The sequence below is a fragment of the Pseudonocardia sp. CA-107938 genome (assembly GCF_050936315.1).
Classification (GTDB): Bacteria; Actinomycetota; Actinomycetes; order Mycobacteriales; family Pseudonocardiaceae; genus Pseudonocardia.
Genome location: NZ_JBNJNA010000001.1, coordinates 4824751 through 4845757 on the forward strand (window position 1 = coordinate 4824751; position 21007 = coordinate 4845757).

Sequence of the window (21007 nt, forward strand, 5' to 3'; positions counted from 1 at the left end):
GGGATGGACGACGAGTGGGACCTGGTCGTGATCGGTTCCGGAGCCGGTGGGCTGTCGGCCGCGGTATCGGCCGCCGAGGGCGGTTGCCGGGTGCTCGTCTTCGAGTCCGAGCGCGAGTTCGGCGGCTCGATGGCGCTGTCCGGTGGGGTGTTCTGCGCCGCCGGGACCAGCGTGCAGTCGGCCCTGGGCCTCGAGGACTCGCCCGAGCTCTATTACCGCCACTACATGGACCTCAACCAGTGGGTCCTGCGGCCCGGGCTGATCCGCACGTTCTGCTACGAGTCGACCCCGACCTTCGAGTGGCTGCTCGGCATGGGCCTGGAGGTTCCGCCGCACCTGTCCGAGAACTCGCACCAGCCGGGCATCCGCAAGCTCGGCGTCGAGGTGCCGCGCCGGGGGCACATCCCGGTGGGCGAGGGCTACGCGCTCGCGCAGGTGCTCGAACGGGCGCGCAAGGACCGTGGCGTCGAGCTCGTGCTCGGCACCCGCGTCGAGCGTCTGCTCATCGAGAACGGCCGGGTCACCGGCGTCGTCGCGGACGACGTCGAGGTCCGCGTCCCCGCCGTGGTGGTGGCGAGCGGCGGGTTCGCCCGCAACGACGAGCTGCTGGCCCGGTTGTTCCCCCGGGCTCTCCGTGCCGGTGCGGACCGGTACGTGGTGGCTGGCCAGGGCAGCCGCGGCGACCACGTCGCCTTCGCCGACCAGGTCGGCGCCGCTATCGTCGGCGAGGACTGGGGCAGCCTGCTCATCGGCGCGTACTTCCAGCGCGACCACCACTGGCAGTCCGGTTTCCCGCCCGTGGCGCGCGTTCTCGTCGACGGCACCGGCCGGCGCTACAGCGACGAGGACGCCCCGTACTCGGTCGCGGTGAGCCTCATGGAGGCCATCGGCGGGCACGCCTGGATGGTCTTCGACGAGGCAGGTCGGCGCGGGCTGCCGCCCGGCTATCCGGCCTGGTCCCCGGAGCCCGTGCAGGCCGAGGCCGACGCCGGGCGCACCCACCGCGCCGGTGACCTGCGCACCCTCGCCGGCATGATCGGGGCGGACCCGGACACCCTCGTCGCGACGCTCGAGCGGTGGAACGAGACCCTCCCGAACGGGTACGACCCGGAGTTCCTGCGCCACGAGTCGCTCGCGGCCTACGGCTACCCGACGCCGGCCCGGATCGCCGAGCCGCCGTTCTACGCGGTGCGGACGCTGCCCATCGGGCTGATCGTCACCCAGGCCGGACTGCAGATCGACGAGCACGCCCGCGTGATCGACCGGTTCGGCCGGGTCATCCCGGGTCTCTACGCCGCCGGCGAGGCCGCGGGCGGCATCCTCGGCCCCCACTACATCGGTGCGACCTCGATCGCCAGCGCCCTCACCATGGGCCGGCGGGCGGGACACCACGCATCGGGACGATCGGAGAGGTAGCGAGCATGCGCGTGAAGTCGAGCAGGATCCCGTACGCGGACCGCACGGGTCTGGCGGCGTGGCCCAACGGGGCCCGCATCGCGGTCCTGGTCTACACCGCCCCCGAGCAGTGGGACTGGACGCAGAAGGAGGGGATCAGCGCTGCCGGCACGTTCGCCGCCGGACGGGGCACAGCACCGTCCATCAGTACGCAGAGCACCGTCGACTACGGGTTCACTGTCGGCCTGCACCGGCTGCGGGAGATCTACGCCGACTTCGACATGAAGGTCACGCTCTGGACGAGCGGGCAGGCCGTGGAGCAGTTCCCGGACGTGCTGCGGGCGCTGGCGGCCGACGGGCACGACCTCAACCCGCACGGCTACTCGCAGGGCCGCGTGATCGGGCAGATGAGCCGCGAGGAGCAGCGGGAGACGATGCTGACGGCCCGCGACGCCGTCGAGTCGATCCTCGGGCGGCGCCCGGGCGGTTGGGTCTCGCCGGCCGCCGAGGCCAACGACGACACCCTGGACCTGCTGGCCGAGACCGGGTACGACTTCCACGGCGACCTGCAGGACGACGAGCTCCCCTACTTCGTCCACGGCGGGGACCGCACCGTCGTCGAGATCCCGTACCGGCTCGCCGGCAACCTCAACGACCTGCCGCTGTTCACCCGCAACGTGCGCGGCGTGTCCGAGGGCGTCCGGCTCCTGACCGACGCGTTCGACGCGTACTACCAGGCGGCGAGCAGGACCCCGCTGCTCTACAACTACGGCACCCACCCGTACATCTCGGGCCGCCCGGACAACGCGGCCGTCATGCGCGGGTTGCTGGAGCACATCCACCGCTACGACGACGTCTGGGTGACGAACTACAGCGAGGTCGCCGCGTGGTGGCGCAAGGAGTTCGAGTCGAAGATCTCGCCGGAGCAGGGCATCATCGACGTCCGCCACTGACCTCCCTGACGGGCAGGTGCGCCGACGTCGGGCCGGAGCGACCTGCATCACGCCACTCGGTGACCGCTGTCGTGGTGGCGGCGAGAGCGACTGCGAACACTGACCCCGTTCCGTCCTGGTAGCCCTCTCGCAACGGCGTGAAAGTGGTGGTCGATGCGCAAGCGTTCTCTGTCCGGTGCACTCCTGGCCGTGTCGGCGGTCCTCGTGACCGTGCTGTCGGGATGTGGCGGGGCCTCCAGCTCGGCGAGCAGGAACGGGCCGGTCCAGTACGACGACAACGCCTCGGTCGTGTTCGCCGGCGCGATGGTCGGACCGGATCTCGACCCGTACAAGACCGCCGGTGCGATCGGCGGGATCATCGACATGTACGACCCGCTCATCCGCCCGCAGGTCGACCTGACCCTGGCGCCGGGCCTGGCCACGAAGTGGGAGTGGTCGGCGGACAACCTCACCCTGCGGCTGACGCTGCGGGAAGGCGTCACGTTCTCGGACGGGACGCCGTTCGACTCCTCGTCCGTGGTCGCCAGCCTCGACCGCGCGCGCTCGGGCCAGACCTCGCTGGAGAAGGTCAACCTGGCCACGATCACCGGCGTGCGGCCGGACGGCCCGAACGCCGCGATGATCACGGTGTCGCGGCCCGACCCGACCCTGCTCAACACCCTGGCCGGCATGCCCGGGATGATGATCAATCCGAAGCTGATCAACGACGAGAGCGCGATCCGCAGCGGCGCCAAGGGTGTCGGCACCGGCCCGTACGTCCTGGAGAGCTACCAGCCCAGCACCCGGTCCGTCCTGGTCAAGCGCGCGGACTACTGGGACGCCGCGTCGATCGTGCACGCCCCGGCCCGCTTCCAGTTCGACTACGTGCTCGACGGCAACGCCCGGCTCAACGGTCTCAAGAGCGGCCAGTACCAGGGCGTCCAGTACACGGGCACACCCAACCTGATCGGTCCGGGGGCCCTGCCGACCGTCGACGACCGGTTCCGCAACTCGGTGCGCCCGAGCTTCAACACGATGGCGGTCGCGTTCGTGTTCACCGCGCCGTTCGACAACCCGCTGGTGCGGCGGGCCGTCGCGCACGCGATCAACTTCGGGGCACTGGTCCCGGGCGTGCTCGCCGACCAGATGGGGTGCGACAGGACGCCGGCCTGGCAGGTCCCGATGCCGAACCAGATCGGTTACAACCCGGATCTCGCGGGCCCGTCTACGACCTCGACCAGGCCAGGCAGCTGCTCGCGCAGGCCGGGTACCCGGACGGAAGGGGCCTGCCTCCGATCACGCTGGCCTCGTCCATGTCCTCCCAGGACGTCGTGGCGGGCCAGGCCATCCAGGCCGAGCTCGCGAAGATCGGCATCCAGGCCACGCTCAACAGCCAGCCCTCGCGCGTGTACGTGGTGGCGCAGCTGTCCTCGGGCAAGGCCAACATGGCGACGATCAACCTCAACGCGGGCGGCGGGATCGACCCCTCGCTGGGATACAACACCGGCGTGCTGGCCAATCCGGCGTTCGTCGATCTGAGCACCCCGCAGGGCGCGCAGTACAAGGAGCTGGTCGGGCAGGCCGCCAGGACACCCGCCGCCGACCAGCGCGCGGCGCTGTACCGCCAGGCGGAGTCCATCGCGGCGCAGAACGCGTTCTACGTCCCGTTCTGCCGGCAGAACAACGGGTACGCGACGACGAGCAAGATCGGCGGCTTCGTCGACAGCTACTGGACGCTGAAGGGCGCGGTCAAGGCGAGCGCGGTCACCGTCACGAGGTGAGTCGGGCCGGCTGCTCGGCGGGCCAGCCGAGCAGCCGGCGAACCGTCCCCCCGAGCAGGGCGGCCTTCTCCGCGGCGGTGAGCTGGTCGGAGTCCCGCACGTAGTGCACGGCCTCGGAGTAGGTGTGCAGGCCATGGTAGGGCTGATAATCCGGCAGGATCCGCAGGTCGTGGCCGATCCGGCCCTGGATGCGGGAGATGTCCGAACCCCACATCAGCCGATCGGCGCCGAACGCGTCGAGCAGCCGGCGCAGGGAGGGCCACAGGTCCGCGAAGGGATAGGCCGCCTCGGACAGGGTGGGCACGCCGGTGGCCTTGAGCGCGATGTTCGGCTCCGCGGCCAGCGCCAGCAGCGAGTCGAGCTCGCGGAAGGGCGGCACGTCGCGGGGGTTGGTGGGCGGCTGGCGCAGGCCCAGGTGGTCGATGACCACGGTGAGCTGCGGATGGGCCCGCGCGATGGCGCGCGGCGTGGCCCGGTCGCCCGCGGCCGACAGGAAGATCGCGACCCCGATGTCCTCGCAGGCCTGCAGGACCGGCGCGAACAGTTCCACGGACTCCCGACCAGCCACGGATTCGGGCAGGGTGCGCCGGTCCATCATCCGGAAGCCGGCGCACGGGTGCCGCGCGGCGAACTCCTTGATCCGCTCGGGGATGTCCGGCGCGAGCGGGTCCAGCTCGTTGACCACCCCATCGGGAGTGAACCCCCGCAGGTGCCCGCCGGGCGCGAGCGGCGGGACCACCCGGAAGCGGTGGGGGAGCGCGGCGGCGAGCTCGGTGGCCCACCCGGTGTCCGCGGGGAACAGCACCGCCCCGTCGACGCCGACGGCGTCCATCGTCGCGACCAGCACCTCGTCGAGGACCCGTCGGCGGACCCGTGGGTCGGTCCCGCTCCAGTCGAACCGGATCGCGGGTTCATGCAGCTGGGCGTCGATGATCTCGAACGGGGACAACGGGAGTCCTCAGGCCCAGGGGCCGACGGTGCGGAACGCCTTGGAGTAGCCGGTGGGCAGCTCGTCGATCGGCTCGGCGATCTGGGCGAGCGAGGGGGCCGCGATGTCCTTCGCGATCTGCCCGAGCTCCGCGAGGTCGAAGCCGTAGACGCGTGCGGCGTTCGTGGAGAGGATCGCCTCGGTGCGGTCGGGCGCGAGGCCGGCGAAGGCCCAGCGCAGGTGCTTGCGCGTGCGGTCCCGGTCGTCCGCGGCCCAGGTGCCCTCGGGGTGCGGGTAGTCGCTGCCCCACATCACGTTGTCCGAGTACCCGAGTTCGACCGCCTCCTTGGCCTCCTCGGCCGAGATGAAGCTGGCCCCGACGAAGACGTTGGTGGCGCAGTACTCGCTCGGCTTGCGCGGCAGGTAGTCCTTGAGCGCGGTGTAGCTGTCCACGTAGGACGAGTCCATCTCGCGCATCGCGTAGGGCCACCAGCCGCCGGCCTGCTCGGTGAGCACGAGCTTGAGGTTCGGGTAGCGCTCGAAGACACCGCTGAACAGCATCCGGTGCAGCCCGCGCCGCGAGGGCCAGCCGCCCGACTCCATCTGGACCAGCGGCTGGGCGTGCGGGATCTGGGAGACGTCGCGGGAGAACAGCCCCGGCACGAGTGCGCCGCAGTGCGTGGTCAGCGGTAGCTCCAGCTCCTCGCACAGGCGCCAGACGTTCTCCCAGGCCGGGTCGTCGTACTCGACGATGCCGCCCCGCGGGCTCGGCCAGTTGACCGAGCGCAGCCCCACGGAGTGGCCCCACTCGATCTCGCGGAACGTGGCGTCGATGTCCCACACCGGCACCTGGATGCAGCCGACGTGGCGCGCCGGCTGGCTGGCGACGAGCTCGGCGAGCCAGGCGTTGTACATGTGGATGCCGATGGCGATCAGCCGCTGCCGCGCGCCGTCGGGCATGCCGTCACCCAGGAACGAGCCGTTGAAGAACAGCCCGTCGGCGAACGGCAGCGGCTCGCCGTTCATGCTGCCGTGGAAGATCACTTCGGCCGCCACGCCGTCGCGGTCCATGTCCGCCAGCCGGGCGCCGATCTCGTGGTGCCCGTCGGTCTGCATGTTCACCTCGTGCTGGGCGATGAACGCCGTGCGGCCGCGCCCGAAGGCGCCGCCGGGAGGCTCCTTGCCGCGTGCCTCCGCCGTCGCCCTGCAGAACTCGTCGAACAGGTCGAGATGCCCCTTCGGGCAGTACGGCCTCAGGTCCTCGACGACGCGTGGGCCGATGTGCGAGTCGACGGAGATGATCGGCAGCGGGCGAGCGTCGTCGTCGACCGCCGGCCGTCGGGAAGGATGTGCGTCCAGTGCGGTCATGACCACCCCGCTCGTGAAGGTGACGGTGTCTCCTGCGCCACGGTAAGGGGGTCGAAAGGTGCGGACAGCGACAAGAGTCACGCGCGGTCGCGGCCTGGGGCGGGTGATCGGCGTCACGCCGGGCCGCGACTTTCGTCCTGTGCCGGCGGACCGCGGTGCTCCTAGCTTTCCGGGACCCGATCCCTGTCCCGGAGGAATCTGCATGAGAGTCCACAGCGATGCGGACGCCTGCGTCGGTGCCGGTCAATGCGTCGTTCTGGCCCCGGCCGTCTTCGACCTGGACGACGACGGGAAGGTGGTCGTGCTGCACGGGGCCCCGCCGGAGGAGCAGCGTTCCCGCGTGGCTGACGCGGTGGCGGCGTGCCCGTCGTTCGCCATCGAGATCGAGGACCGAGCATGACGGACATCCCTGCCCAGGAGCCCCTCGGCTCGGGATTCGGCCCGGCGACCACGACCGACGAGGTCATCAAGGGCATCGACCTCGCCGGCCGCATCGCGATCGTGACCGGCGGCTACTCCGGTCTGGGCCGCGAGACGGTCCGCACCTTCCTGTCCGCGGGCGCCGAGGTCGTCGTGCCGGCCCGCGACGTCGACCGCGCCCGGGTGGCGCTCGAGGCGACCCCCGACGCGCAGGTCCGGCCCATGGACCTGATGGACCCGGAATCGATCGACGCCTTCGCCGCGGCCTTCCTCGACGAGCACGACCGGCTGGACCTGCTGGTCAACAGCGCGGGGATCATGGCGAACCCGTTCACCCGGGACGCCCGCGGCTTCGAGTCGCAGTTCTCCACGAACCACCTCGGACACTTCCAGCTGACCGCCAGGCTCTGGCCGGCCCTGCACACCGCGGGGGCCGACGGCGGCGCGCGCGTGGTGGCCGTGTCGTCCATGGGGCACCGCTACTCGGACGTCCATCTGGACGACCCCCACTTCGAGCACCGTCCCTACGTGCCGCACGAGGGGTACGGCCAGTCCAAGACCGCCAACGTCCTCTTCGCCCTGGAGCTGGACCGGCGGGCCCGGGACGAGGGGGTGCGGGCGTTCTCCCTGCACCCAGGCGGGATACCCGGCACGGGACTGGAGAAGTACATCCCCCGCGAGTCGCTGATCGCCGCGAAGATCATCGACGAGGAGGGCAACCCGATCATCGACCCGGCGCGACAGCTCAAGACCGTCGAGCAGGGTGCGGCGACCCAGGTCTGGGCCGCGACGAGCCCGATGCTCGCCGGGCTGGGCGGGCTGTACTGCGAGAACTGCGACGTGGCACCGATGATGGAGCCCCTCACCGAGGGCACGAGCATGGACCAGGCGCACCGCCTGCGCGGCGTGCTCGCCCACGCGGTCGACCCGGACACGGCGCGGAAGCTGTGGACGCTCAGCGAGGAGCTGCTGGACCTGCGATTCCTGTGACCATCAGCAGAGGAGCCCCGACGGAGCACCCGCCACCGGCGCTGCGGATCGGCGTCGTCGGCGCCAGCCGGACCCGCGGCTGGGCGTCCATGGCGCACCTGCCGGCGCTCGCCGCACTTCCGGGCCTGACCACGTCGGCGGTCGCCTCGACCCGGATCGACGGCGCCCGCGAGGTCGCCGAGCAGTTCGGCGTCCCGCACGCGTTCGGCGATCCCGCCGACCTGATCGCCTGCGACGAGGTGGACGCGGTCGCCATCACGGTCAAGGCGCCCGACCACGACGCCCTCGTCCGCCAGGCGATCGCGGCCGGCAAGCACGTCTTCTGCGAGTGGCCACTCGGCGTGGACGCGGCCGAGGCGGACGCGCTCGCCGAGCTCGCGGCCGCGTCCGGACTGGTCCACGTGGTGGGGCTGCAGGGGTACCACAGTCCGGGGGCCGTCTTCGTCCGCGACCTGATCGACCGCGGCACGATCGGCGAGGTCATGGGCGTCAGCGCGGTCGTGCTCACCCCCCACCTCTACGGGCCGCAGAGCACCGGCCCGATGAGCTACATGCTCGACCCGGCCAACGGGGTCACCCTGATCACCGTGCCGACCGCGCACCTCCTGGCGGCGCTCGCGCGCTGCGTGGGCGACCTGGCCGACGTCGACGCCACGCTGACCGTGCGGCACCCGAAGGTCACGCTGACCGACACGGGCGAGCAGGTCGCCAACAGCACGCCCAACGAGCTCGGGATCGTCGGCCGGCTCCGCAGCGGGGCGTTGGCGACGCTCGCGCTGCACGGCGGTGCCCCGTCGGGTGCCCGGCGACTGTCGATGCAGATCGTCGGCACAGCCGGGGCCCTGCTCATCGGCATCGACCAGCTGGGTGCCGCGGTCAACGTCGGCGACTGGACGGTCACGCTGGCGAAGCCGGACGGCACGTCGTGGCAGCTCGAGGTGCCACCGCCCCCGGACCTGCCCCCGGGCCTGCCGGTGCCGGCGCGCAACGTGGCGATCATGTACGCGGAGCTCGCCCGGGCCGTCGCCACGGGCATCTCCCCGCACCTCGACTTCGCCACGGCGGCGCGGTACCACCACGCCGTCGAAGCGGTCGGTCGGGCGGCGGCGTCAGGGCGGCGTGAGCAGGTGGATCCCTACTCGGAGTTCTGAGGGCTGCTCGACGGGTCAGACGTACATGATGGAGCCGCCGTTGACGTTCAGCGTCTGCCCGGTGACCCACGGGGTGAGGTCGGTGAGGAAGCACCCGATGGCGAGCGCCAGATCCTGCGGCTGGCCCATCCGCGGCAGGGGGAGCGCGGCGATGACGTCCCGGCGCGAGATCTGCGCGGCCGCCAGCGGGGTGTCCACGGCGCCCGGCGAGACGCAGTTGACGCGCACGCCGCGTGGACCCCACTCCTGCGCGAGCGCCTTCGTGAGGCCGATCATGGCGCCCTTGCTGCTCGCGTAGGGCACCATGCGGGCCCGACCGTGCGAGCCCGACGTCGCGGCGACGTTGACGATCGCGCCGCCACCGGGCCGGTCCACCAGGCGTTCCGCGGCGGCCCTCGCCACGAGGAACGTCCCGGTGAGGTTGACCCGCAGCACGTCGTCCCAGAACTCGTCGGTGACCTCGAGCGTGGGCCGCTCGACAGCGATGCCGGCGGCGTTGACGACACCGCGCAGTCGGCCGTCGACGTCCGCGGCGGCCACGAACTCCGTGACGGCGTCCGGATCGCGCACGTCGAGCCGGCGGCACCGAACGTCGAGGCCCTCGGCACGGGCGAGGTCGGCGAGCTCGTCGAGCGTTTCCGGGTTCACGTCGCCGGCGGTCACCGAGGCGCCGGAGCGGGCGGCGAGGAGCACGGTGCCCCGGCCGATCCCGCTGGCACCACCCGTGACGGCCACCGCGGCACCCTCGAGGCCGGGCAGCGTGACGGGCCGCTCGGGTGCGGTCATCCGAACGTCCTCTCCGCTGGTCAGGTCCCGTCAGACGTACATCATGGAGCCGCCGTTGACGTTCAGCGTCTGCCCGGTGACCCACGGGGTGAGGTCGGTGAGGAAGCAGCCGATCGCGAGCGCCAGCTCCTCGGGCGTACCGACCCGGGGCAGCGGCAGGTTGCCGATCACGTCGTGCGCGGTGGTGTGCGTCGCCCGCAGAGGAGTGTCGACGGCCCCCGGGGAGATGCAGTTGACGCGCACCCCGCGCGGGCCCCACTCCTTCGCCAGCGCCTTGGTCAGGCCGATCACCGCCCCCTTGCTCGACGTGTAGGGCGCCTTGCGGGGGCGACCGGCGGAACCCGCGTTCGAGGAGACGTTGACGATCGCGCCGCCCCCCGGCCGGTCCACCATCCGCTCAGCGGCGGCCTGGGCCACGAGGAAGGTGCCGGTGAGGTTGATCCGCAGTACGTCGTCCCAGAACTCGTCGGTGACCTCGAGCGTGGGCCGGTCGACGGAGATGGCGGCGGAGTTGACGGCTCCGCGGAGGTTCCCGTCGCGGTCCGCGTCGGCGATGAACGCGGTGACGGAGTCGGGGTCGCGGACGTCGAGCTGCCGGCACCGGACGTCGAGGCCCTCGGCACGGGTGAGGTCGGCGAGTTCGTCGAGCATCTGCGGGTTCACGTCGCCGGCGATGGCGGTGGCGCCGGAGCGGGCGGCGAGCAGCACGGTGGCCCGGCCGATGCCGCTGGCGCCACCGGTGACGGCGACCGCCGCGCCCTCGAGACCGGGGAGGGTGATGGTCGGGGCAGGCTGTGCGGTCACGAGGGTCCTCTCAGATCATCAGGGCGCCGCCGTTGACGTTCAGGTTCTGTCCGGTGATCCAGGGGCTCTGGTCGCCGAGGAAGAACCCGATCGCCAACGCGATGTCCTCCGGAGTCCCGATGCGGGGTAGCGGGAGCTTGTCGATCGTGTCCCGCCGGGTCGGCTGACTGTGGTACAGCGGGGTGTCGACGGCACCGGGCGAGACGGTGTTGACCCGGATGCCGAGGGGTCCCCACTCCTGCGCGAGCGACTTGCCCAGTGCGACCACGCCGGCCTTGGTGGCGGTGTAAGGGGCCAGGCGGACGCTGCCGGCGACCGCTGCCGCGGAGGCGACGTTGACGATCGATCCGCCCGTGCCGCGAGCGATCATGACCCGACCGGCCTCCCGGGCGAGCACGAAGGTGCCCGTGAGGTTGATGCGCAGGACGTCGTCCCAGAACGCGGGGTCGATGTCGAGCGAGGGACGCTCGACGGCCACGGCTGCTGCGTGCACGACGCCGTACAGCCCGCTACCTGCCTCCGACCCGGCCGCCACGAACGCCGAGATGCTCTCCGAGCTGCCGACATCGAGGTGCACGGTGCGGATGGCCAGGCCTTCCTCCTTCGCCTGGACGTCGAGATCGGCGAGGAGGGCGTCGTTGCGATCGCCCGCCACCACCGAGGCGCCGGAGCGCGCGGCGAGCAGTGCCGCCCCCCGACCGATACCGCTGGCAGCGCCCGTCACGATCACGCCGGTCCCGTCGATCCCGGGGATCCGTTGTTCCCCCACCAGTACCTCCCCTTGTCACGGCCGCAGCGGTCCTGGGCGCGGAACGACGCCGGCCGGTTCGATGGTGGGGGTGCGGGCCTGTCCACCGGTACGACTCCGATCACCGGCCCCCGTGTCCCAGGTCACCTGGAACAGTCTCCACACGAAGTACCCGGTGACCTAGCTCGCACGGACCCGTGATCTGGGTCGTTGAGGTTCGGGAAGGCCGGTTCGACGATGGGACCCCTCGACGTTCCCGGTGCGGGGTGTCCCGCCGGGCAGAGGGGAGTACCGACCTCGATGGCCGCCGCAGCCCACGAGACCACTTCGCTCACCGTCGCCGTGTCCCGCTGGCTGGGGGATCTCCAGGTCGCGGTCGACGCGGACGATCCGCAGCTCTTCGCCGAGCTGGTCGACCCCGACGGGTGGTGGCGCGACCTGCTGGCCGTCGGTTGGGACTTCCGGACGGTGCAGGGCGCCGGCCGGATCTCGCGCGAGATCGGCCCGCTCCTGGCCGCCGCCGGGGCGCGGGGATTCGCCCTGACCACTCGGACGCCGCCCGCGCTGAGCGAGGACGCGCGTGGCGAGCTGCTGTCGGCGTTCTTCGAGTTCGAGACCGCGGTGGGCAGCGCGCGCGGACTCGTGCGCCTCACCGCGACCGGCGACCCGGCCCGGCCCTGGAGGGCGTGGACCGTGCTCACCCAGCTCGACTCGCTGCGCGGCTTCGAGGAGGGGATCGGCGCGAACCGGCCGATGGGGGCGCGCCACGGCGAGTGGGTCGGCCGCCTCTACTGGGGTGACCGGCAGCGGGACCGCATCGAGCTGCCCGGCGACGAGACGGACGTGCTGGTGATCGGGGCTGGGCAGGCCGGGCTGATGCTCGCCGCGCGGCTGGACCAGCTCGGCGTCGGCAACCTGGTGGTGGACCGCCACGAGCGGATCGGCGACGGCTGGCGGCACCGGTACCCGTCGCTGCACCTGCACGACATCATCGGGATGAACCACTTCGCCTACATGGACCTGCCCCGGAACTGGCCGATCTGCCTGTCCCGGGACCAGTTCGCGAACTTCGTGGAGTGCTACGCGACCCTGATGGGCCTGTCGGTCTGGACCTCCACCACCGTCGAGCGGTGCGAGTACGCCGACGGGGTCTGGACCACCGCACTCCGCCGCGGCGACGGCACGCCGCGCACCATCCGCTCCCGCCACGTCGTGCTGGCGACCGGCCGTTCGGGGGCGCCGGCATCGCCTGAGTTCCCCGGCCGGCAGGCCTTCCACGGCGAGGTCCTGCACTCCGCCGACTACCGGGGCGGCCGGGCGTACCGGGGCAAGCGGGTCACGGTCGTGGGCGCCGGGAACAGCGCGCACGACGTGGTCCAGGACCTCTACGAGCAGGGTGCCCAGGTCACGCTGGTGCAGCGGTCCTCCACCTACGTGGTCCGCCACGCCACGCTGCGCAAACACGTCCTCGGACTATGGGAGGACGGCGGGCCGCCGCTCGACGACGCCGACATGATGGCGGTGTCCACGCCCATGGGGTTGATCCCCGTGCTGGGCAAGACCACGACGGCGGCGATGGCCGAGGAGGACCGGGATCTCCTCGACGGATTGACCGCCCACGGGTTCGCCGTCGACCTCGGCCCGGACGACGCGGGAATGACCTGGAAATCGCTCAACAACCTGCACGGCTACTACATCGACGTCGGCGCGTCGCAGATCATCGCGGACGGCAAGATCGACGTGCGCCACGGGTCCGGCGTCGCTCGGTACACACCGCACGGTCTGGTCCTCGAGGACGGGCGGGAGATCGGCGCCGACGCCGTCGTCCTGGCCACCGGCTACCACTCGTTCGAGAGCTCCGTCGAGGCACTGATGGGCCGCGGCGTGCTGGCTCGCTGCCGGGCCCCGATCCACGGGGTCGGCGCGGACGGCGAGCCCGGCACGCTCTGGCGCGAGTCGGGGCATCCCGGCCTGTGGTTCGCAGGCGGTGGCATCCCGGTGGCCAGGGCCTACTCGAAGTTCCTGGCGCTGCGCATCAAGGCTGAGCAGGAGGGACTCGTCCCGGGCGCCGAACCTGCCAGCGCTGTCTGATCCGCCGTCCACGCGCCGCTCACATCCTCGCGCGGGCGCACCGCGCGACGTACCCGAAAGGTCCCACCGACCATGCCGCTCGACCACTACCGCACCCTCGGCCGCTCGGGCCTGCGCGTCAGCCCCCTCTGCATGGGGGCGATGGGCTGGGGGAGCACGGAACGAGGCTCCGACGAGGACGAGGCGTTCCGGATCATGGACCGCTTCGTCGAGCTGGGCGGGAACTTCCTCGACACCTCCAACGCCTATGTGGAGGGCGAGTCGGAGCGGGTCGTCGGCCGGTACCTCGCCGGCCGCCCGGGTCGCCGTGACCGCCTGGTCATCGCCACCAAGTTCTCGAGCAACCTGTTCCACGGTGACCCGAACGGGGGCGGTGGCGGCCGCAAGGCCCTACGCAACCAGATCGAGGGTTCGCTCACCAGACTCGGCGTGGACTACATCGACCTGTACTGGCAGCACCACTTCGACCGGCACACGCCGATCGAGGAGACCATGGACGCCCTCAACGACCTCGTCCGGCAGGGGAAGATCCTCTACATCGGCATCTCGGACACGCCGGCGTGGACGATCTCGCAGGCGGCGACGACCGCAGACTTCCGCGGTTGGGCGCCCGTCACCGCGATGCAGCTCGAGTACAGCCTGCTGGCCCGCACCGTCGAGGGCGAGCTGCTCCCGCTGGCCGAGTCACGCGGGATCGGCATCACCCCCTTCAGCCCGCTCGCCGGCGGGGTGCTGACCGGCAAGTACACCCGGGAGAACCCGAACCCCGCAGGCTCGGCGCGCGGCGGGACCTCCGCCGGCTTCCTGGCCCAGCCCAACGCGTTCGACATCATCGACACCCTGCGACGCATCGCCGACGAGCGGGGCACATCAGTGGCTGCCGTCGCGCTGGGCTGGGTGCTGTCCAAGCCCGTGGTCACGTCCCCGCTGATCGGCCCGCGCACGATGGCCCAGTTCGAGGACAACCTTCCCGGCGTGGACGTGGTGCTGACCGAGAAGGAGGTGGCGGAGCTCGACGAGCTGTCGGCCCCCACCCTGAACTTCCCGGCCGCCTTCCTGCAGGCCATCGCCATCGACCGCCAGCAGGCGGGGACGACGATCAACGGCATCCCGTCCAAGCTCTACATCCCGAAGTAGGCGGCGGTGAGCGGGGCGCCGACGATCGAGGAGACGAAGCAGACGGTCCGGGACTTCTTCGGGGCCGTCACCGCAGGGGAGTTCGAGCGTGCGGCGGAACTCGTCGTGCCCACCGGCGGGTGGGCCACACCTCGCCGACACGCGACCGTGTCCCTCGCTGACCAGGTACGGCTGCTGAGCACCGAGGGCATGGCGTTCACGATCGAGCAGCTCACGGCGGAGGAGGACCGGGTCAGCGCGCTCGCGTCCGGCTACACCACAGCTGGGGATGGCACCCGGGTCAGCAAGACCTTCCACTTCCTCATCCGGCTCGAGGCGGAACGCATCGCCGACGTCGTGATGTACGACGACGGGAGTCTCGCCGACCGCCTCAAGAACCACGTCGCCAAGGACGGCGGCGGGAGAAAGACGCACAATGGCTGAGCAGACCGACGCGAACGTCGCGGTCGTCCGTTCGTTCTTCGCCGCGATCACGGAGGGCCGTTTCGACGACGCCGCCGGTGTCCTGGACCCGGAGGGATCCTGGTGGTCGCTGGCGCGGCGGGCGGCCCGGGAACCGCTCGCGCAGCTGGAGCGGATCCGCAAGCTCTCGCTGAGCGCGAAGGACCTCATGTCCTTCACGGTGAACTCGACGACGGCCCAGGACGACCGGGTCGCCGCCGAGGTGGAGGGGTACGCAGCGTTCGACGACCGGGTGTACAACAACATGTACTTCTTCCTGGTCCAGGTGTCCGACGGGAAGATCAGGAGCCTGCGGATGTACGACGACACCCTCATGGGGGAGCGGGTCCTCCGTGGTGACAAACCGCTGCCCAGCCATGCGCGCTGAGCGAGTCGCCGGCTACCCGACAAGGAGAACGATGCACGTGCGAGATCGCCGCGAAGGCCGTGGGGAACGCGTGCCCCGCGCGGTTGTGCTGGCCGTGTCGGCGGCGCTGATGACGCTCCTGTCCGCCTGTGGAGGTGCCGCCGGGACCGGTGGCACCACCACCCCGGGCGGACCGGTGGTGTACGACGACGCCGCCCGTGTCACGGCCGTCGGCACGCTCATCGGCCAGGACCTGGACCCGTACAAGGCGGGCGGTCAGGTCGAGGGCATCATCGACGTCTACGACACCCTGATCCGCCCGGCCAACGACCTGAGCCTCCAGCCGGGGCTGGCCACGGAGTGGGCGTGGTCGCCGGACAACCTGAAGCTCACCCTCACGCTGCGCTCGGGCGTCACCTTCTCGGACGGCACTCCGTTCGACTCCGCGGCCGTTGTCGCGAGCCTGAACCGGGCGCGCTCGGGCGAGACCTCGACGCAGAAGGCGTCCCTCGCCTCGATCAGCGACGTCGCGGCGGAGGGCGCGACCAAGGTCGTGATCACCGTCAAGCAGCCGAGCCCCGCCCTGCTGAGCGTGCTCGCCTCGCCGGCCGGCATGGTCATCAACCCCAAGCTGGTCGGGGACGACAACGCGATCCGCACCGGCGCCGGCGGACTGGGCACCGGCCCGTACACCGTGGAGCGCTTCCAGCCGACGACGCAGATCGTCCTGACGAAGCGGGCGGACTACTGGGACGCCGCGAGCATTCCGCACGCTCCCCGGACGTTCACCTACCTCTACGGCCAGGACGGCAACGCGCGGCTCAACGGGTTGAAGAGCGGTCAGTACCAGGCGGTGCAGGCGACCGGCACCCCGGGCCTCAACGGACCTGGGGCACTGTCGACGACGAACAAGCAGTTCACCACCATCCGCACCCCCAGCTTCCCGATGATGAGCATCGTGTTCGCCTACACCGCGCCGTTCGACAACCCGCTGGTGCGGCAGGCGGTTGCGCACGCGATCAACTTCGACGCGTTGTCGCCGGTCCTGACCGACCAGATGAACTGCACCAGCCGGCGGCCGGTGCAGCTGCCGCAGCAGGGGCAGGTCGGCTTCGACCCGGACGCCAAGCCGCTCGCCTACGACGTCGACCGGGCCAAGCAGCTGCTCGCCCAGGCCGGCTTCCCGGACGGCAAGGGCCTGCCGCCGATCACCGTGACCTCCTCGACGGCGTCGAACGACATCGTGGCGGCCCAGGCCTTCCAGGCCGAGCTGGCGAAGATCGGCATGCAGCTCTCGATCAACAGCCAGCCCTCCCGGGTGTTCCAGGTGGCGCAGCTGACCTCGGGCAAGGCACAGATGGCCACGCTGAACGCCACCAACGGCGCGGGCATCGACCCGTCCCTGGGGTACAACACCGGCGTCCTCGCCACGCCGCAGTACGTGGACGACTCGCCGGCCGGGCGGCAGTACAAGGACCTGATCTCGCAGGCAGGGGTGAACCCGGACAGTGGGGCCCGCACCAAGCTCTACCAGCAGGCGGAGTCGCTGGCCACGCAGAACGCCTTCTACATCCCGTTCTGCCAGCTCAACAACGGCTACGCGACCACAGCCAAGCTCGGCGGCTTCAACGACAACTTCTGGATGAAGTACATCGGCGCGCTCAAGGTCAGCGCGCTGACCGTCGCGAAGTAGGCCGCTGCGCACGGCCGACGACATCGGGCACTCACGAGAAAGGGGCTCACCGGGTGGTTCCGGTGAGCCCCTGGTCCGTTCCTGCGTCAGTCCGTCCTGCCCTTCCCGTTCGGCCGGTTCCAGGGCAGGTCGCCCACCACGTCGAACTTCTCGAAGGTGGCAGTGACGGACTGCAGGGCCCGGATGGCCCGGGGGAAGCCGACGTAGGGGATCGTCTGGTAGATCGCCTCGACGATGGCATGCGGGCTGAGGCCGGCCCCGAGAGCGGAACGGGTGTGGTTGGCGACCTGTCGCTCGGTGTCCCCCAGCGCCGTCAGTACGCCGAGGATCACCAGCTGGCGCTGCCCCGGGTCCAATCCGGGCCGGGAGTGGATGTCGCCGTAGGCGAACTCCGTGATCAGCGAGACGAGGTCGGGGGCGACGTCCTGCATCGGGTTGTGGTACTGCCCCTCGGCCGGTCCGTAGCTCATCTCGGCCTGGCGCTGCTGCCCGCGCAGGAGTCGCTCCGAGGGCGCCGGCGTCGTGGCCTCTTCGTCGCTCATGATCAGTCCCATTCCACCAGGAGTCGTTGCGCCATCCGCTGGGTCGCGTTCGGCTTGAACATGAGCTCGTCGTCGGCGGCGAGCCGCAGGCGCGGCAGCCGACGCGCCAGCGCCATGAGGGCGATCCTGGCCTCGAGCCGGGCGATCGGCGCTCCGACGCAGGTGTGCGGACCGCGGCCGAACGTCAGGTGCTGGGTGACGTTGGCGCGGGAGTCGTCGAAGGTGCGGGGATCCGGGAACACCGTCTCGTCGTCGTTGGCCGACCCGAGCACGAGCGAGAGCCGGGCACCGGCAGGAATGGACACCCCGCCGATCTCGACGTCCTGCTTGACCTTGCGCCAGATGGCCTGGACCGGTCCGTCGACCCGCAGGCCCTCCTCGACCGCCTTCATCGACAGCGACGCGGGATCGGCGACCAGTGCGTCCCACCGGCCGCGCTCCTGCAGCAGTCGGCGGACCGCGACGACCAGCCAGTGCGCGGTCGTCTCGTGGCCGGCGGTGAGCAGCGACGTGGCCTGGGAGGCGAGCTGGTCCTCGGTCAGCGGGTCGTCGCTCGCATCGCTGTCCTGGATGATCCAGGACAGCAGATCCTGACCGGGCTGCGCGCGGCGGTCGGCGACGAGTTGCAGCGTGTACTCGTAGTACTCGCGCTGGGCCTTCGCCGCCGCGATCTGCGTCTGCTCGTCGAGATCGGAGTTGCGCAGATCCACGCGCTGCCCGGCCCAGTCCTTGACCTTGTCGAGGTCCGAGTCCGGGATGCCGACCAGCCGTCCCACGACGAGCAGCGGGTACCGAAAGGCGAAGTCGGAGTAGAAGTCGCCCCTCCCGCGCTCGACGAAGGTGTCGATGACCTCGTCCGCCGTCGCCGTGAGCGTCGGCTCCAGGACGGCCACCCGCCGGGGCAGGAAGGCCGCCTGCAGGTAGCGGCGGATCTTCGTGTGCACCGGGGCGTCGGAGGAGAGTGGATTGGTCTCCTCCATCGCCGGGAGCTCCGCCAGGATGCGGTCCGCCTCCGGGCACGCCTTGCCGAACATCTTCCTCGACGCCACCGACCCGTAGACCCTGGGCTGCTTCAACACGCTCACGATGTCCGAATAGCGCGTGATCACGTAGGCGTCGAGCAGACTGGAGTAGAAGACCGGCCGTTCGTGCCGTGCCTCGGCCCAGATCCCGAAGGGATCGTCGAGCTGCGGCGCGACGAACGGGTTGTAGCTCTCGTGAACCGGACACTTCGACGTGCTGGCCGTCATGAGCATGCACCTTTCCGCCAAAGGGTGCAGGTTCCTCGCGCGGCGCCGTCCGTACCAGGACGTAGGTCGCTGCAAGCGGTGAGGACTGTCGTCGGGATGGCCCGGCTCGGCCACGACCGTCTCGGTCACGAGCGACCCAGGTCGCAGCGGCTCGTCGCCGAGGGTGCTTGGCTCGGCAGACGGAGAGGACGTGAGCGCTGGATGAGATCGCCGCAAGGATCCGACCACCGGGTGGGCACCGAACGCCGGGAGAACGTGCTTGTCATCCGTATGGAGCGGCACGCGAAGCGGAATGCGGTGGACGCCGAGATGACGCGTGCTCTCGACGCCGCCCTGAACGAGCTCGATGACGACCCGGACCTGCGGGTGGGTGTTATCACGGGTGGTCCGGACATGTTCTGTGCCGGCACCGACCTGGCCGCCGGCCCCGGGGACCCGACGCCGCGGGGCGGGCCGTACGGGCTCATCGCCCGTCGCCGGTCGACGCCGCTGATCGCCGCCGTGGAGGGCGTCGCGTACGGGGGCGGATTCGAGATCGTGATGGCCTGCGACATGGTGGTGGCCGGCCGCTCGGCGCGCTTCGCCCTTCCCGAGGTGTCCCATGGTCTCGTGGCCAACTGCGGTGCGCTCTTCCGCGGCGAGCGCGTGCTTCCGCCGATGGTGGCGCGCCAGATGCTGCTCACCGCGCAACCTCTACCAGCCGAGCGGCTCTACGCGCTCGGGCTGGTCTCGGAACTGGTCGACGACGGGAATGCAGAGGCTGCGGCTATGACGTTGGCGAGCGCGGTGGCGAAGAACTCCCCGATCGCCGTCGAGGCCTCTTTGCGGGCCGTCGACGACGCCTCGGGGATGCACGAAGAAGCGGGCTGGGCCCTCACTCGCCATGCCGACGCCATCATCAACGCTGGGGAGGAGAAGGCGGAAGGACTGGCCGCCTTCCGCGAGAAGCGCGAACCGGCGTGGCTCTCGAATCGACCCGGACACGCTGTCTGAAGCGTCGCGATTTCAAAGCCGCTGTGACCGCGCATCTGGGTCATCGGCCGGTCGGACGGGGAGCAGATGCGGGGAGCAGCGGGGGAGCGTGGCCGTGCTCAGAACGGGACGCCGGTGGAGTGCAACGCCAGCACGATGACGGCGACGACGCCAGACAACGACGACGCCGCGCGCCCGCGTCTTCGGCGACGAGATCGTCGCCGCCGCCATGATCGACCGCCTGGTCCACCACGCCGAGGTCCTCACCCTCTCCGGCGACTCCTACCGCACCCGCGCCCGCCGCGAACTACTCGCCAAGGACCGCGACAACTAGGACAAACCGACGTGGAGATGGGTCAATCCCAATCCGGCTTCAGGGGCCAGATCCAGATCCAATTTTCGAGATCCGTTGACACGCGTCCGCGGGGCGCACAGGGGGACTTGCAGGAGGCGGTCGCCCAGGGCGGGACCACCCCCGCGTCCGCGGGGCGCACGCCTGCTCGATGGTGGCCACCAGCTCGCCAAGGGGACCACCCCGCGTCCGCGGGGCGCACGACGTCGTCCTCGTCGACCCGCCGATGTCCTGGGACGGCCCCCGGCGTCCGCGGGGCGCACTGCTGCTTGCGCCACCTGCGATTGGGCAGCATGGGACCACCCCTGCGTCCGCGGCGCACGCCGGGAAGCGGTTCTTCGGGCACGCCGCCGTGGGACCGACCCCGCGTCCGCGGGGCGCACCCCCGTCACGAAGTAAGGTCGCATGCCTGTAGGGACCACCCCCGCGTCCGCGGGGCGCACAACCTCACCGTGCGGAAGCCGTTGTGCGCGGTGGGACCACCCCCGCGTCCGCGGGGCGGCGCATCCCCTACCAGACCCAGGCGATCTGGGCCGCGGGACCACCCCCGCGTCCGCGGGGCGCACCTGGCCCAGCTTCCCGAGGACCTGCGCGAGTACGGACCACCCCCGCGTCCGCGGGGCGCACCACACCTCGCGCTCGAAGGCGCCCATCTCGGTGGGGCCACCCCGCGTCCGCGAGGCGCACTTAGGACAAGAACAGACAACTGTCTAGCGCAAGGGGCCACCCCCGCGTCCGCGGGGCGCACGACGAGGACATCCGGCGCATGGTCGGTCTGCTGGGACCACCCCCGCGTCCGCGGGGCGCACATGGGGCACGCGACCATCAACGTGTTCGCGCAGGGACCACCCCCGCACGG

The 21007-nt window shown here is 71.1% G+C and carries 19 protein-coding genes and 2 pseudogenes; 14 read left to right on the forward strand and 7 right to left on the reverse strand.

The features are described 5' to 3' along the window. The first annotated feature begins 3 nt into the window (after window positions 1–3). The 4 genes and pseudogenes from ACQEVB_RS23910 to ACQEVB_RS23925 all read left to right on the forward strand — a co-directional run bounded on the left by ACQEVB_RS23910 (window position 4) and on the right by ACQEVB_RS23925 (window position 4108). Entirely contained in the window at window positions 4–1416 is a 1413-nt protein-coding gene (locus ACQEVB_RS23910) for an FAD-dependent oxidoreductase (RefSeq protein WP_432975051.1), read from the forward strand. Between the two features lie 5 nt (window positions 1417–1421). After that, entirely contained in the window at window positions 1422–2348 is a 927-nt protein-coding gene (locus tag ACQEVB_RS23915) for a polysaccharide deacetylase family protein (protein ID WP_432975054.1), read from the forward strand. Window positions 2349–2711: 363 nt separating this feature from the next. Next, window positions 2712–3757, forward strand: a pseudogene (locus tag ACQEVB_RS23920) (ABC transporter substrate-binding protein); the annotation flags it as partial. A 78-nt stretch (window positions 3758–3835) separates the two neighbouring features. Further along, entirely contained in the window at window positions 3836–4108 is a 273-nt protein-coding gene (locus ACQEVB_RS23925; RefSeq protein WP_432980734.1) for a hypothetical protein, read from the forward strand. Here the strand turns inward: ACQEVB_RS23925 and ACQEVB_RS23930 are convergent. After that, window positions 4098–5057 (reverse strand): amidohydrolase family protein, encoded by a 960-nt coding sequence (locus ACQEVB_RS23930; RefSeq protein WP_432975057.1) that lies wholly within the window; start codon window positions 5055–5057, stop codon window positions 4098–4100. The genes ACQEVB_RS23925 and ACQEVB_RS23930 overlap by 11 nt on opposite strands. 9 nt (window positions 5058–5066) lie before the next feature. Continuing rightward, window positions 5067–6404 carry an amidohydrolase family protein gene (locus tag ACQEVB_RS23935; protein ID WP_432975060.1) on the reverse strand — a complete coding sequence of 446 codons (1338 nt, stop codon included), beginning with the start codon at window positions 6402–6404 and terminating at the stop codon, window positions 5067–5069. A 202-nt stretch (window positions 6405–6606) separates the two neighbouring features. On the opposite strand from ACQEVB_RS23935, the gene ACQEVB_RS23940 reads away from it, so the two are divergent. From ACQEVB_RS23940 to ACQEVB_RS23950, 3 genes are read left to right on the forward strand one after another with little or no spacing between them, the layout of a single operon-like run. Further along, entirely contained in the window at window positions 6607–6804 is a 198-nt protein-coding gene (locus ACQEVB_RS23940) for a ferredoxin (RefSeq protein ID WP_432975063.1), read from the forward strand. Next, on the forward strand, window positions 6801–7814 hold the full coding sequence (locus ACQEVB_RS23945; RefSeq protein ID WP_432975066.1) for an SDR family NAD(P)-dependent oxidoreductase: 1014 nt from the start codon (window positions 6801–6803) through the stop codon (window positions 7812–7814). The genes ACQEVB_RS23940 and ACQEVB_RS23945 overlap by 4 nt, the downstream gene beginning before the upstream one ends. Then, window positions 7811–8965 (forward strand): Gfo/Idh/MocA family protein, encoded by a 1155-nt coding sequence (locus tag ACQEVB_RS23950; RefSeq protein WP_432975069.1) that lies wholly within the window; start codon window positions 7811–7813, stop codon window positions 8963–8965. Before ACQEVB_RS23945 ends, ACQEVB_RS23950 begins: the two co-directional genes overlap by 4 nt. Before the next feature lie 15 nt (window positions 8966–8980). Here the strand turns inward: ACQEVB_RS23950 and ACQEVB_RS23955 are convergent, their stop codons facing one another. The 3 genes from ACQEVB_RS23955 to ACQEVB_RS23965 are packed head-to-tail and all read right to left on the reverse strand — an operon-like array spanning window position 8981 to window position 11324. Continuing rightward, window positions 8981–9751 (reverse strand): SDR family NAD(P)-dependent oxidoreductase, encoded by a 771-nt coding sequence (locus ACQEVB_RS23955; protein ID WP_432975072.1) that lies wholly within the window; start codon window positions 9749–9751, stop codon window positions 8981–8983. 30 nt (window positions 9752–9781) lie between these two features. Continuing rightward, window positions 9782–10555, reverse strand: a complete 774-nt coding sequence (locus tag ACQEVB_RS23960; RefSeq protein ID WP_432975075.1) for an SDR family NAD(P)-dependent oxidoreductase — start codon at window positions 10553–10555, stop codon at window positions 9782–9784. 10 nt (window positions 10556–10565) lie between these two features. Further along, window positions 10566–11324, reverse strand: coding sequence for an SDR family NAD(P)-dependent oxidoreductase (locus ACQEVB_RS23965; protein WP_432975078.1), 759 nt, complete (start codon window positions 11322–11324; stop codon window positions 10566–10568). A 279-nt stretch (window positions 11325–11603) separates the two neighbouring features. Between ACQEVB_RS23965 and ACQEVB_RS23970 the strand changes: the two genes are divergently transcribed. From ACQEVB_RS23970 to ACQEVB_RS23990, 5 genes are all read left to right on the forward strand, one after another. Further along, the gene (locus ACQEVB_RS23970; RefSeq protein WP_432975081.1) at window positions 11604–13394 is read left to right on the forward strand and encodes a flavin-containing monooxygenase; all 1791 of its coding nucleotides are present in this window, start codon (window positions 11604–11606) and stop codon (window positions 13392–13394) included. A gap of 72 nt (window positions 13395–13466) precedes the next feature. Continuing rightward, the gene (locus tag ACQEVB_RS23975) at window positions 13467–14531 is read left to right on the forward strand and encodes an aldo/keto reductase (protein WP_432975084.1); all 1065 of its coding nucleotides are present in this window, start codon (window positions 13467–13469) and stop codon (window positions 14529–14531) included. Window positions 14532–14537: 6 nt separating this feature from the next. Further along, the gene (locus ACQEVB_RS23980) at window positions 14538–14954 is read left to right on the forward strand and encodes a nuclear transport factor 2 family protein (protein WP_432975087.1); all 417 of its coding nucleotides are present in this window, start codon (window positions 14538–14540) and stop codon (window positions 14952–14954) included. Next, on the forward strand, window positions 14947–15360 hold the full coding sequence (locus ACQEVB_RS23985; RefSeq protein WP_432975090.1) for a nuclear transport factor 2 family protein: 414 nt from the start codon (window positions 14947–14949) through the stop codon (window positions 15358–15360). Before ACQEVB_RS23980 ends, ACQEVB_RS23985 begins: the two co-directional genes overlap by 8 nt. A gap of 70 nt (window positions 15361–15430) precedes the next feature. After that, a complete protein-coding gene (locus ACQEVB_RS23990) occupies window positions 15431–17032 on the forward strand; it encodes an ABC transporter substrate-binding protein (RefSeq protein ID WP_432975093.1) in 1602 nt (533 codons plus the stop codon). A gap of 86 nt (window positions 17033–17118) precedes the next feature. On the opposite strand, the gene ACQEVB_RS23995 is transcribed toward ACQEVB_RS23990, so the two are convergent. Next, a complete protein-coding gene (locus tag ACQEVB_RS23995; protein ID WP_432975096.1) occupies window positions 17119–17574 on the reverse strand; it encodes a carboxymuconolactone decarboxylase family protein in 456 nt (151 codons plus the stop codon). A 2-nt stretch (window positions 17575–17576) separates the two neighbouring features. After that, window positions 17577–18953 (reverse strand): cytochrome P450, encoded by a 1377-nt coding sequence (locus ACQEVB_RS24000; protein WP_432975099.1) that lies wholly within the window; start codon window positions 18951–18953, stop codon window positions 17577–17579. 102 nt (window positions 18954–19055) lie between these two features. Here ACQEVB_RS24000 and ACQEVB_RS24005 point away from each other — a divergent pair, with 102 nt between their 5' ends. Both ACQEVB_RS24005 and ACQEVB_RS24010 read left to right on the forward strand, forming a co-directional pair. Further along, a complete protein-coding gene (locus tag ACQEVB_RS24005; RefSeq protein ID WP_432975102.1) occupies window positions 19056–19817 on the forward strand; it encodes an enoyl-CoA hydratase-related protein in 762 nt (253 codons plus the stop codon). Window positions 19818–19998: 181 nt separating this feature from the next. Next, window positions 19999–20130: pseudogene (locus ACQEVB_RS24010) on the forward strand (ATP-binding protein); the annotation flags it as partial. Window positions 20131–21007 lie beyond the last annotated feature (877 nt).

Excerpts from the sequence above, each read along its gene's own strand:
- ACQEVB_RS23910 (WP_432975051.1), top strand. The coding sequence starts at position 4 with ATGGACGACGAGTGGGACCTGGTCGTGATCGGTTCCGGAGCCGGTGGG.
- ACQEVB_RS23955 (WP_432975072.1), bottom strand. The coding sequence starts at position 9,751 with ATGACCGCACCCGAGCGGCCCGTCACGCTGCCCGGCCTCGAGGGTGCC.
- ACQEVB_RS23945 (WP_432975066.1), top strand. The coding sequence starts at position 6,801 with ATGACGGACATCCCTGCCCAGGAGCCCCTCGGCTCGGGATTCGGCCCG.
- ACQEVB_RS23940 (WP_432975063.1), top strand. The coding sequence starts at position 6,607 with ATGAGAGTCCACAGCGATGCGGACGCCTGCGTCGGTGCCGGTCAATGC.
- ACQEVB_RS23935 (WP_432975060.1), bottom strand. The coding sequence starts at position 6,404 with ATGACCGCACTGGACGCACATCCTTCCCGACGGCCGGCGGTCGACGAC.
- ACQEVB_RS23995 (WP_432975096.1), bottom strand. The coding sequence starts at position 17,574 with ATGAGCGACGAAGAGGCCACGACGCCGGCGCCCTCGGAGCGACTCCTG.
- ACQEVB_RS23915 (WP_432975054.1), top strand. The coding sequence starts at position 1,422 with ATGCGCGTGAAGTCGAGCAGGATCCCGTACGCGGACCGCACGGGTCTG.
- ACQEVB_RS23985 (WP_432975090.1), top strand. The coding sequence starts at position 14,947 with ATGGCTGAGCAGACCGACGCGAACGTCGCGGTCGTCCGTTCGTTCTTC.
- ACQEVB_RS23970 (WP_432975081.1), top strand. The coding sequence starts at position 11,604 with ATGGCCGCCGCAGCCCACGAGACCACTTCGCTCACCGTCGCCGTGTCC.
- ACQEVB_RS23975 (WP_432975084.1), top strand. The coding sequence starts at position 13,467 with ATGCCGCTCGACCACTACCGCACCCTCGGCCGCTCGGGCCTGCGCGTC.